This window comes from Duganella sp. GW822-FHT06D06 (assembly GCF_058799615.1).
In genome coordinates, this window is record NZ_JBXALQ010000018.1 from 58439 (window position 1) to 70823 (window position 12385).

A 12385-nucleotide genomic window follows, 5' to 3' on the forward strand; every position below is an offset into this window, starting at 1 on the left:
GAAAAAATGTCGCCCATGCGGCCATGTGTGCAGCGTATGGCCGCAGCACAATTATTTAAAGACGAGACATTATCGCTGAAATACGGGGGAATTTGTGACGCAGGTCACATTTTTTTAGAGAAATGCACGGAGAAGTTGAATAAAAAACCATAAAAGCAAGGAAGGCGCCACCTTCCTTGCCCCTCGGGGAGCCTAGATCATTCCCAAGCTGCGCCAACGTGGCAGTTTATCACGAACGATGCGCTCGATCGCCAGACGCAATTCCTGCAAGTTCTGCTCGTCGGTTTCGAGCGCAACCCCCTCCTTCACCATCCGCCGCGACTGCCGCAACATGGCACGCCAAGCCTCGCCGGCCAGCGCGTCGATGTCGGGCTCCGCAACGCACTGCGCAAGCAGGCCGAACACCAGGCGCTCGACGTACGGCACCGGCAAGCCGTCACCAAGCACCGGGGAACACATGGTGCTGTAATCGTCGCCGTGCTCGACATGGGCGGCGATCGCCCGATTCAGGCGCAGCGCCGGCGCGGGGGCGACGCTGGCACCACGGAACAACGACGCCTGCCCGGATGTGGCCAACAACACCGCCGTCTGCACCACGTCTTCGAACGTACGCCCCTGCAGCTGCGGCAACCCGGCCAACTCGCCCATGGTGTGAGGGCGTTCGGCCAAGGCGTCGCAGATGGCGCCATACACCTCGGGCGCGCCGTTGACTTCGCCGACCGTCAGGCGCATCTTGAAGTTTGCCTTGTCGCGCGCCACCATCAGCATCACGCTGGTCTGGGCCAGCCAGGCCTTGCGCCGCGCCGCCGACATACTGCGCGCCCCGCGCACGAACACGTCCTTGCGGAATCCGGTGTTGAGGAAATAGTCCTTAAGCGTCTCGCGCATGGCCGGATCCGGCATTTGTTCAAGCAACGCCTGCCTTTCCGGATTCATGAACAATTGTGTATAAGCGCAGGAAAACTCCGCGGAGCCGGCATAGTCCATTTTTGCCGCGCGCAGCGCGCGCGCAACATCCGCATGGTAGAGCGGTTGCCAATGCTTGTGCATATACTCGTGCACCAGGTACTGGCGATTGCCGGTGTTCAAGCCGTTGAGTCGTACTTGATTGGATGGATGCGCGTGGAAATACGTCGCGCCGGCGGCGGCCAATTTCTGCACGAAATCCGCAGCGCCACCTATCTGCACGTCGCTGCGCTGCGGGAAGGCGTCGCCATACTCGACCAGCAGGCGCTGTATCGGCAAGGCCGCAGTCCAGCCCGGCATGGCGTTATAACTCAGATACACCAAACCGCCCGGCTTCAGGTGGCGCGCGATGAAGTCGACAATATGCTGCTGGTTCTCCGCAGTGACCCAGGTGTAGATGCCGTGCAGGGTGATGAAGTCGAACTGCGGCAACTCGACCGCACCCTGCGCCAGTTCGGCGAAACTGCTCTCGAGCAGCGTTAGATTGTCGAGCCCGCCGTCGGCGGCCAGGGCGCGCGCGCCGGCGACGTGGGCTGGATTGAAGTCCGTTGCATAAAACTGCCCCTGGGGATAGGCGGCGGCCAGCACATTGGCCGTCAGGCCGCGTCCGAATCCCAGTTCAAAATAGCTGAACCCGGCATCAAGCGCGACCGGCTCCAGCCCATTGAGCACACAAACCATATTGAGCCACTGCGGACTCTGTTCCCGGTAGTAACCGGCGATATATTCCACATCCGATGCATATCCCGCTGTCCAATCCATTAAACCCTCCTCTTCATGCGATGCCGCCACGGCGCGCATCGCGATTAGTGCCGTCGAAAGTATACGTATCAAAAAAAACCCCGCAACCTGACGGCTGCGGGGTTTTAGGTCACACCAGCCTCACCCCGCCGAAATGCGCGGAGGTGAGCCGTTCCAAGGTGATTACACCAGGGTCAGGATGTTGGTGGTGCCGCCGGTGGCGGTGCTCAGGTCGATCAGGCCGGTCAGCTTGACGATCTGGTCAACGTTGTTGGCGAAGGTCTGAGCAACACCAGCGGTGGTGTCGTGCTTGACTTCCACCAGGTAGGTGTTGCCACCGAACTGGAACCAGCCGAACGCGCCGTTCATCGTGTGGTCAGCCTGGGATGCGCCAGCAACAACAGCGTTGGCGTAATCCTGGAACACAGCGGTGCTAGCATCCAGCGTCGAGATCTTGGCCGAAACGAAGGTCTCGGTACCCAGATTGGTGAACGCGATTTGCATGCCAGCGTGCGCATCGGTGATGGTCGAGAAGGTGTTGACGTTGGCGCCAGCCGTGGTCAGGGTCACAATGTCAGCACCGGTGCCGGTGGTGATGGTGTTGACGCCTGCGCCTACCGAGATGGTGTCCACGCCCGTGCCGCCGACGTAGGTGTTGTTACCCGTGGTCGCGGTGAAGGCGTTGGCGCCGTTGCCCAGGTTGACAACGTTGTTGCCGGTGGTCAGCGTAACCGTATCAGCACCCGTGCCGCCGGTGATGGTCTGGTTGCCGGTGGTGCCGGTAACCGAGTTGGTGCCGTTGCCCAGGGTGATGACGTTGGCTTTGCCGTTCGACGCGGTGATCGCATCGTTGCCGGTGCCGCCGGTGTAGGTAACCACACCGCCGGTTGCCAGCGAGAAGTCAACCGTGTTGGTGCCGGCAGCCGAACCTTTGATCGCCGCGGCAGCAGCCAGGGCGCCGGAGGTGAAGGTGAAGCTACCTGCGGTGATGCCGCTGGCGTCAACCGAGGTCAGGGTGGTGGCGGTGTCGGTCAGGTTCAGACCAGCGTTGCCGCTGATTTTTACCGTGGTTGCAGCGGTCGACACCAGGGTCAGCGTGTCCAGTGGGTTGGTTGGGGTCGTTTGCGTGTCGGCCGTGGTGATGTTCACGGTTTCAACGTTAGCGGCGGTAACCGAACCAGCTGCCAGCAGGCCAGCTTTGCTCAGCGACAGATTCAGCACGTCGCTCAGGCCAGCCGCTGCGTTGGTGACATTAACAACATAGCCGGTACCAGCGGTGTCGCCGGTGATGGTCAGGGTGCCGTTCGATGCCAGGTTGTTCAGCGTCAGGGTGCCAGCGCTAGCCGACGAGCTTACTTTGGTGTACGAACCCAGAGCAGCGACGTCAACAGCTTGTGCACCGGTGGCGCCGGTCAGGGTCAGCGATTCGAAGCCGGTTACCTGGCCTGCGAAAGCTGCCGAACCGGAGGCGGTGACCGCTTCACCTGCGATCATCGACAGGACGTCGGTGCCAGCGCCGCCTTTGACGGTGGCGGTAGGCAGCGTGCCCAGGCCCAGCACCAGGGTGTCGTCGCCGGCGCCCAGGTCGATAGCCTTGCCAACGATGGCTGCGCTGGTGGTGACGACGTCAACACCGGCGCCGCCGGTGAAGGTTGCCTTGGAGCCGTCAATCGTCACGGTCGTGGTACCGGTCGTAGCGCTGGTGTTCACGGCGGTTACGGTCGCAGCGGACAGGTCAGCGGTCAAGCCGGCTGCACCGGAAACCGTTACGGTTGCCAGGGCGCTCAGGCCAGCGGTGCTGGTCAGGGTCAGAACTTTCGAACCAGCAACGGTCATCGCGGTCACGCCGCCTTCGGTGATGTTGGCCAGCGTCGAATTGGCGCCGGTGGTGGTCACGTTCAGGGTGGTGTAGATGTCAGCATCGTCCAGGGTGCCGCCGGTCAGTCCGTTGACGGTCAGGCCCAGGGTCTTGTTGGTGGCGGTGGTCAGGCCGCTGTTGTCGATGATGACGTTGCCGCTGCCGCCGGTCAGGCTCAGGGTGGTCAGCGCGTTATCGTTGATCGCAACGGTGGTGTAGTTGCTGATGGTCGCCGAAGTGATGGTGCCGGCCTTGGTGGCGTGGCCCGTGTTCACATCGTTGATGGTTACCGTGTTGGCGGTTACGCCAGCAACGGTTGCCGAAGCGGTGGCTGCGGCAGCATTGCTGACGGTCACGCCGGTGGTCGATGCATTGCCGTTGACGATCACGGTACCGTTGGTGTCAGTGGTGTTGACAGCATTGGAGTGCGCCTGGCTGATGCTGACCGTGGTACCACCGGTAACGGTGATGTTGCCGGCGGCGATGTTGTCGCCAGTGGTGGTGTTGCTGACGATTACAGCGCCGGCAACAGCGGTGGTGCCGCCGACGGCGATGGTGCCGGTGGTCGAGCCCACAGCCGAGACGGTAGCCGACTTGCCGCCGTTGACGGTGATGACAGCAGCAGCCAGCGCGTTGTTGGAAACGGTGACGTCGGTGGTGGCAGCAGCGGTCACGGTCATGGTGCCGGAGCCGGTGGTGGTCAGCGAGGTCAGGCCGGTCCAGCCGGTGGTGTTCGCGACTACGGTCGACGACGACGACAGTTGGGCGATTTCGATGTTCTTCACGGTAACACCGGTGGTATCGATTGCGGCAGCGTTGTCAGCAACGATCAGGGTGTCGGTACCGGCGGCGCCATCGAGCGAGTCCAGTGCATTGAAGGTCTTGGTAGCAATGGCGTTGAAGGTGTCTTCGCCAGCGCCGCCGACGAAGTTCGCGCCCAGATCCACGCCGGTGCTCAGGGTGAAGGTCTTGGCAACGTAGAGCGCGCCCAGCGGAGCTGCGGTGGCAACGTCAGCGTTGGCGGAGACAACAGCGGCAGCAGCGGTGGTGGCAGCGGTGGTAGCGGCGGCCAGTGCGGTTGCAGCAGCAGCGTCGTCAGCGGTGGTGATGGTTGCTTTGGCGGCGTTGCTGTAGTTGGTGGCAACGACCAGGGCTGCATCAGCCGAAGCCTTAGCGGTGTTGGCGGCGACCAGTTCGGCAGCAGCGGCGCTGACAGCGGTAGCGGCGGTAGCGATCGAGTTCACAGCGGCGATCGCTGCGATGGTGGTGCCGTGTGCGGTGGCAGCGGCAGTAGCGTCGGTCGTAGCGGTTGCAGCAGCGGTTGCGTACGAAGCCGAGCTTTGTTGTACAACAACGGTACCAGCAGCGTCGGCGGCAGCAGCAGTCACGGTTTTAGCCGAGTTCACAGCGGTGGTAGCAGCTGCGTCATCGGTTGCGGTGTCGGTGGTCTTGGCAGCGGCAGCGGCGAAAGCAGCAGCCTTGGCGGTTGCGTCAGCGGCAGCAGCGGTAGCTTCGGTTGCAGCAGCGGCAGCCGTGGTGGTTGCGGTGCCAACAGCAGCGTCAGCGGTAACAGCGGCAGCGTCGTCGGCGACAGCAGCTTTAGCAGCGGCGTCAGCGGTTGCAGCGGTTGCAGCGGCTTTGGTTGCAGCGGTGGTAGCGAAGGTCAGGGTTGCGTTAGCCAGGTTCAGTTGTGCTTGAGCAGCAACGTAGGCAGCAGCGTCGCCAGCGGCGGCAGCAGCGTCAACGGCAGCTTGAGCGGTAACCACGGCAGCGGCAGCGTCGGTCTTGGCGGTAGCAGCGGTAGCCGAAGCAGTAGCTGCGTCGGTAGCGGTAGCGGTCAGAGCGGTTGCGTCGGTCAGCGCTTCTTTGGTGTGTGCATCGGCAGCAGCTTTGATCGAATCGGTAACAGCGGTCGAAGCGGCAACAGCGGCGCCAACTTTGGTCGCAGCGACAGTAGCAGCAGCGTCGGACGCGGTCTGGGCAACAACCGAAGCAGCCAGGTTAGGGTTGTTAGCGGTCTGAACGTTGGTGACGGTGGCGGCCAGCGCGGTTGGCGCGATAGCGGCGGCCAGCGATGCAGCGTCGGTGACGCCGGTGATGAAGGCTTTACCAACGTCGGCAGCTGCTTGGTTGGAGTAAGCAACAACGCCGCCTGGGGTAGCGACCAGTTTGTCGGTGAAAGCAACGGCTGCAGCGGCTTTGCTTGCGTAAGCGATGCCGTCTGGGTTGCCTGTAGCCATGGCGCCGTTGGCGATCGTGGTAACGATCTGAGCCAGGGTGTAGACGCCGCTGTCCAGCTGACCGGAGTACAGCAGCGCGCCGCCGTTGTCGGCGTGACGGCCGAACAGGTTCAGGTAGATCTTGTCGATGATCTGCAGGCTGTTCAAGCCGGCGTATGCGGCTTTGTACTCGGCCGACTTACCGAAGTCAGCAGCAATACTGGCCAGGGTAGCGGTGCCGGCGGTCAGAGTGGCTTCGTAGAAAGCCAGGCCACCTGGATCTGCAGGACGGTTGAAGTACGCGACGTACAGCTTTTGCAGATCGAGAGAATGAGTAGCCATGTAGTGCTCCTAATGGAAAATTTTGATTGAAGTTAAATTTTGCAGCTCGCGGAAATTCGCTACTGCAACCTAACGTACCGAATAATGTCAGAAGGTATTGACCGCTTGATGTGACGCGGGTCACAAAATTGAACAATATCCTCTGAATCTTGATAGTTTATTCACCAACATTAATACGGCGGATCATTATCAGAGAAGATCGCGGCTAAAGCAAGACATGTCGAACAGTCCACTCTGGCGCTGTCCGGCATAGGGGGCAGGCGGTTATTTGACCTGGGAGACGGTTTAAATATGCAAGCTTGTCGAGAGGGCCAAATCAACCGCATTCCAATCAAGGAAAGCGCACCAGTTATTCAAACCAATAAAAAATCGCGGCGCGAATAGCAGTGAAATTGTTGCAGAAATGCATCATCAATACAAAACAGCCCGCGATCCGGCTCGGCGCCGGATCGCGGGCTGTCTGGCCTGGCTAGCGCCGGGCGGCCTTACGGCTTGGTCAGCACCGCCTGCTGGCGCCACAGGGTGGTGCCGTAGACCGCACGGTTGCCGCTGAGGCGGGCATCGAACAAATAGGCCGCGCTGCCCCCGTTTTCCGAACTGAGCACGCCACTGAGCGCCATATTGGTCGGCGCGCTGAAACGACTCTCGCCCGAGAAGCGACCATCGCTGGCGACGGCGCCCTTGGATTGCAAGGCCACCCGCTCGGTTTTGTTGACAAGATCAAAATTGGTGGCAAAGGTCCGGTTATCAAAATTAAACTTCAACACCCCGTTTTCAACTTTCGCCGCCACCACCGGGATCGCCGGGTTGTCGCTGTGTATATATGCTTCGCTCTGTGCCAATTCGAAGCCTACCGAGCCACGCTCGGGGATCAGGTAAGCCTTGCCCTGGGTACGCATCAGCGCGAAATCGTCATTCGTGGCGACCAGTTCGGTACCCTTGTTCAGCTCAGTCACAAAGTCCACCTTGACCGGCAGGTCCAGCACCGGCTGCCAGCGGCCCCAGACGATCTGGCGCTCGGGAAGCACCACCACCGGCGGCACCACCACCGGCGGCGTCACCACCACCGGCGGCGTCACCACGGGCGGCGTCACCACCACCGGCGGCGTCGGCGTGACCGGCAGGTCCGGCGTCACCGGCGGACTCACCTCGGAGACCGGCGGCACGGTGACGATGCCATTGGCGTCCGGCGGGTTTTTGCCGCCCGTTGCATTTTGCGACAATTGCTGTAACGCAATAGTTTTTTGCGCCTCCAGCCCCGGCATGGCGGCCACGCCGCCACCGCCCGGCTTGCCGGCCGGCTCTTCCGGACGGGGCGGCGCGCTCATGTCGGGCGCCAGCGTGGCGTCCTGCAACAGTTGCGGTGCGACCTGGCCGCGGTGAACTTGCAGCAATTGGCCGCGCTGGGTGGCCGACAGCTCGCGGCTGCCGCTGCCTTCGCAGGGGCCGATGCCGTCCGGGCGGCAGGCGCCGGTGAAGCCGCTGATCGTGATGCCGCCCGAGATGACGGCCACGCGCGAGGTGTCCTGGTCGGTAAACACGGTGAAATCGGTGCCGCGCACGCCGATCGCGGCCACCGGCGTGTTGAAGCGGAAGTTCTGGCGCGCCGCCTTGACGGCCTCGCCGGACTGGCTGCGCGCCACGCCGCTGAGCAATTCAAGCTTGATGCGGGTGTTGGCCGGGTTGGCGCGGTCCACATGGTAGGCGGCGATGCGCGCCCTGGTGGCCGGACGCAGGATGAACAGGCCGTTGTCGATCGTCTTAATATAGAGGGAGCCGTCCTTGCCGGTACTGAGCAGCTCGCCCTCTCCGACCGGCCCGTTGAGCACGGCCGCGTGGTCGCCCACCCGGACGTCGCCGGCGACGAAGATGATGGTGCCGGCCTCGGCCGCTTGGGCGATCGGCGCGGCCAGCGCGATGGCGGCCATAATCAGTAGTTGACGCAACATGGTATTCCCCTTTTTCGGTCATTATCCTGCCCTCAGGATAGTTTTCCGTGACAGCTATCACATTTTACGCAATTCAAGTTTCCCCGCCCCTCTACTTACACTTTGTAGCAAAAGGCCGGGCCGGCCGCACCACCTTGGGCCGTGAGCGGCTATACTGTCAGATTAATCCTATTGTTCCCTCCAAGCATTTTTCCACCTTGATCGACACCACCCCATCTCTCGCCTGGCGCCCCCCTGCCCTACCGACCGGCCTGGTACGCGCCGTGATCGCGGCGGTGGCGATCGGCCTGGCCCTGTGGGCGCAATGGCTGGCGCCGGTCGACGGGTCGCTGTTCGCCGACGAGTGGCTGCGCGACCATTTCATCGAATGGCGCCACAGCGTGGCGCCCGAGCCGCGGGTGCTGGTGGTCGACATCGACGAGGCCAGCATGCGCGAGCTGGGCGCCTGGCCGTGGCCGCGCGCGCGCCTGGCCGACCTGGTGGAAACCCTGCTGACCCAATACCACGCGCGCGGCGTCGCGCTCGACATCGTGCTGCCCAACCCGGCCGACGCCGAGGGCGACCTGCGCCTGGGCCTGCTGGCGCGCCACGGCCCGCTGGTGCTGGCCCAGGCCTTCGACTACAGCCGCGACCGGCCCGAATGGCTGCGCGAGGGCGTGCTGGCCGGCGCCCGGCCGGCGCCGCCCGGCCGCGCCCACGGCACGCCGGCCACCGGCTATATCGCCAACCAGGCGGCCTGGGCCGACCTGCCCCATGTCGGCAACATCGGCTTCATCCCGGACCGCGACGGCACCCTGCGCCGCCTGCCGCTGCGCACCGCTTTCGACGGCAAGCTGTATCCGGCGCTGAGCGTGGCGCTGGTCGATTGCTGCGGCGGCGGCGGGCTCGACGCCGCGCTGGCGCGCGGCCCGCTGCAGCGCGTGTCCTACCGGCGCGACTGGGACGCCTACACGGTGGCGTCGGCGGCCGACATCCTGGCCCAGCGCATCGCCCCGGCCGGCGCCAGCGGCCGCCTGGTGCTGGTGGGCTCGTCCTCGCTCGGCCTGGGCGACCGCGTCACCACGCCGATCGCCGCCAACCGCCCCGGCCTGAGCGTGCAGGCGGCCATGCTGTCGACCCTGCTCGACGAACAACAGGGGTTGGCGCCGGCGCGCTGGCCGGGCCGGCTGATCGGCAGCGCCGCCGCGCTGCTGTGCGTGCTGCTGGCCGGCTACGCCCTGCCGCGCCTGTCGGCCCTGCTCAGCGCCGCCCTGCTGGCGGCGCTGTCGGCCGCCTGGCTGCTGCTGGCCTACGCGATCAGCCCGCACGACCCCGATTTCTCCACCACCGGCCCGCTGGCCAGCACCCTGTTCCTGCTGGCCGTGGCCGTGCCCTACCAGTGGCAGCTGAGCCAGCGCGATTCGCGCCACCTGCTCGACACCTTGCGCCAGTACGTGGCGCCGGCCGTGGTGGCGGAGCTGCTGCGCAGCGACATCGCCGACCCGCTGGCGCCGCGCCAGCTCGACGTCACCACCCTGATCGCCGACATGGAGGGCTATACCACCCACGTCGAAGCGCTGCCGGTGGCCGAGGCGGCCGAACTGACGCGCACCTTCCTGGCCTGCCTGACCGCGCCGGTGATCGACCAGGGCGGCACGCTGGACAAGTACACCGGCGACGGCCTGGTGGCGTTCTGGGGCGCGCCGCTGCCCAACCCCGACCATGCCGACCTGGCGCTCGAGGCCGCCGCCGCCATCGTCGAACGGGTGGCCGCGCTGAGCGCGCAGCGCCAGCGCGACGGCCGCGCGCCGCTGCGGGTGCGGATCGGCATCGAAAGCGGGCTGGCCTTCGCCGGCGACTTCGGCACCACCTTCCGCAGCATCTACACCGCCGTCGGCGACAGCGTCAACACCGCCTCGCGGCTGGAGCAGGCCGCGCGCGACCTGCCGCACGACATCATCATCGGCGCCGGCACCGTGCGCCGCGCCAAGCGCCACCACTTCTTGCTGCTGGGCGAGCGCCAGCTGCGCGGCAAGGAACAACGCACCACCCTGTACACCCTGGAACCGCGTATGGACCACACCCCCACCTCCCCCGCCGCCAGCCAGGAGTCCGCCGCGTGAGGCCGGCCGCCATGCTGCGCGCCGGCGCCGGCCTATGCCTGAGCCTGGGCCTGACCCTGGCGCCGGGCGCGGCCGCGCAGGAGCAGTCCGACCCGGGCCACGCGAACGACCTGTATCAGGAGGCGCTGCAATCGATCGCCGAGGGCCGCAAGAACGACGCCAGCGAGGCGCTGCAGCGCGTGATCGACAAGGAACCGCTGCACGCCGGGGCCTGGCTGGACCTGGCGCTGATCCAGTGCGGCCTGGGCCACCTGGCCGAGGCCGAGCGGCTGTTCGCCATCATCGAGCAGCGCTTCGCGCCGCCGCCCGGCCTGAAGGCGCTGATCGCCGACGCCCGCGCCGGCGGCTGCCAGAGCTGGACCCCGCTGAGCCAGTACAGCCTGACCGTCGGGCGCGGCATCGACCAGAACGTCAACCAGGGCTCGAACCGGCGCGGCAGCGGCCTGAGCGCCCAGGAGATCGACACCGACTACGAGCTGACGCCGGAGTTCCGCCCCAAGCACGACCAGTACACCATGCTGTCGGGCGAGTACGTGCGCGACCTGACGCCCAACGGCAGCATCGGCTTCGTGCAGTTCCAGGGCCGCCGCAACGACCACCTGAGCCAGTACGACAGTTCCTCGCTGTTCGCCGGCACCGAGACGCCCTGGCGCTTCGGCAGCTGGACCGTGCGCGGCAGCAGCCTGCTCGGCCTGATCACGCTGGGCGGCCAGCTGTACCAGCGCCAGATCCAGCTGCAGGCCCGCGTCGGCCCGCCGCTGCCGCTGCCGTATGGCGTCCAGTTCAACCTGGTCACCGGCCTGAGCCGGCTGCAATACCTGACCCTGGACAACTTCGACGCCACCACCGGCGAACTGCGCGCGCAGTTCAGCCGGCGCGACGGCGACAGCGTGCTCAGCGCCAGCGTCGGCACGCTGCAGGACCGCGCGGTGGGCGACCGCCCCGGCGGCGACCGCCACGGCCTGGCCGCCAGCGCGCAATGGCGGCACCGCTACGACAATGCGCTGACCGCCGACCTGGGCTACAACTGGCAGCGCTGGCGCAGCAGCGAGGTGTATTCGCCCGGCGTCATCGACCTGGTGCGCAACCAGAACACCCACACGCTGCGCGCCACCGTCAGCTATCCGCTCAACCGCAACCAGAGCGTGCAGCTGGAATTGCGCCAGGTGATCAACCGCGAGAATATCTCGGTGTTTCAGTACGACAACCGCCAATTGCAGCTGAGCTGGCAATGGCAGGGGCCGTGAGCGGCCTTGCACTCTGAGCGGCAGGCGCCATCTGCTACACTATCGAGGCCTTTCCACTCCCACGCACGCATGAAGTCGACCAGTTCCCCCCTCCCCGCCGCCGCCGCGCCCACCACGGCCGTGGCCGACAACGCCGCGCCGCCGCCGGCGCCGGGCACCAACGCGCCCAGCGAAGAGCGCAATATCCAGGTCCACCTGCGCAAGATTCCGCTATTGGCCGAACTGTCGGACGAGGAAATCCTCCGGGTCAAGGCGGATTTCCGTTTCCGCCACTACCAGAAACGCGATGTGGTGCTGCACAAGGGCGGCAGCGGCGACGGCCTGCTGTTCCTGCTGGCCGGCCAGTTGCAGGTGATCGACGTCACCGAGGACGGCCGCGCGATCGGCCTGCGCCTGCTGGTGCCGGGCGACTTCTTCGGCGAAATCGCCCTGATCAACAATTCCACCCGTTCGGCCTCGGTGGTCGCCACCAGCGAGGCGCTGGTGGCCTTCCTGCCGGCGCCCACGGCGATGCACCTGTTCTCGCACTCGCCGTCGGTGGCCAAGCAGATGCTGCAGCACCTGGCGCAGAAGATCCAGCGCGACTCGGAATTCCGCGCCCTGCTCAGCATCAACAACACGGCCAAGCGCATCTATTCCTTCCTGGTGCTGATGCAGAAGAAAAACCCGGACGGCACCGTGGTCGAAAACCTGCCGACCCACCAGGACATCGCCAATATGATCAACACCAGCCGCGAAACCGTCACGCGCGCGCTGCTGACCCTGGTGCAACAGGGCATCGTGGAAAAACAATCGCACCGCCTGCTCATCCTGCAGCCCGACGCGCTGCAGAAACTGGTGCAGGCGCCCTGAGCCCGGCGGCGCGCCGCGCCGCCCCGCGTCTGTGACAACCTGTTACAACTCTGCCAAGCCGGTGCGGTATAATCACGGCCTGTTAAATTGACGCCATCGACCCGGCCCC

Annotated in this window: 6 protein-coding genes; 3 read left to right on the top strand and 3 right to left on the bottom strand. The window is 65.1% G+C overall.

What is annotated here, in order from left to right; all coding sequences use genetic code 11:
* Positions 1–192: 192 nt before the first annotated feature.
* From AC1RMD_RS25620 to AC1RMD_RS25630, 3 genes are all read right to left on the bottom strand, one after another.
* Positions 193–1728: a class I SAM-dependent methyltransferase gene (locus tag AC1RMD_RS25620; RefSeq protein WP_492930701.1), complete on the bottom strand. Its 1536-nt coding sequence runs from the start codon at positions 1726–1728 to the stop codon at positions 193–195.
* Between the two features lie 162 nt (positions 1729–1890).
* Positions 1891–6126, bottom strand: a complete 4236-nt coding sequence (locus AC1RMD_RS25625; RefSeq protein ID WP_492930703.1) for a beta strand repeat-containing protein — start codon at positions 6124–6126, stop codon at positions 1891–1893.
* Between the two features lie 485 nt (positions 6127–6611).
* Positions 6612–8075, bottom strand: a complete 1464-nt coding sequence (locus AC1RMD_RS25630; RefSeq protein ID WP_492930705.1) for a FecR family protein — start codon at positions 8073–8075, stop codon at positions 6612–6614.
* Positions 8076–8272: 197 nt separating this feature from the next.
* Here AC1RMD_RS25630 and AC1RMD_RS25635 point away from each other — a divergent pair, with 197 nt between their 5' ends.
* The 3 genes from AC1RMD_RS25635 to AC1RMD_RS25645 all read left to right on the top strand — a co-directional run bounded on the left by AC1RMD_RS25635 (position 8273) and on the right by AC1RMD_RS25645 (position 12276).
* On the top strand, positions 8273–10177 hold the full coding sequence (locus AC1RMD_RS25635) for a CHASE2 domain-containing protein (RefSeq protein ID WP_492930707.1): 1905 nt from the start codon (positions 8273–8275) through the stop codon (positions 10175–10177).
* Complete coding sequence (locus AC1RMD_RS25640; protein WP_492930709.1) at positions 10174–11424, top strand: tetratricopeptide repeat protein; 1251 nt, start codon at positions 10174–10176, stop codon at positions 11422–11424. Before AC1RMD_RS25635 ends, AC1RMD_RS25640 begins: the two co-directional genes overlap by 4 nt.
* Before the next feature lie 69 nt (positions 11425–11493).
* Positions 11494–12276, top strand: a complete 783-nt coding sequence (locus AC1RMD_RS25645) for a Crp/Fnr family transcriptional regulator (RefSeq protein WP_492930711.1) — start codon at positions 11494–11496, stop codon at positions 12274–12276.
* Positions 12277–12385 lie beyond the last annotated feature (109 nt).

Bases quoted from the DNA above. Each gene is read 5' to 3' on its own strand.
- AC1RMD_RS25620 (WP_492930701.1), bottom strand. From the start codon at position 1,728: ATGGATTGGACAGCGGGATATGCATCGGATGTGGAATATATCGCCGGT.
- AC1RMD_RS25625 (WP_492930703.1), bottom strand. From the start codon at position 6,126: ATGGCTACTCATTCTCTCGATCTGCAAAAGCTGTACGTCGCGTACTTC.
- AC1RMD_RS25630 (WP_492930705.1), bottom strand. From the start codon at position 8,075: ATGTTGCGTCAACTACTGATTATGGCCGCCATCGCGCTGGCCGCGCCG.
- AC1RMD_RS25645 (WP_492930711.1), top strand. From the start codon at position 11,494: ATGAAGTCGACCAGTTCCCCCCTCCCCGCCGCCGCCGCGCCCACCACG.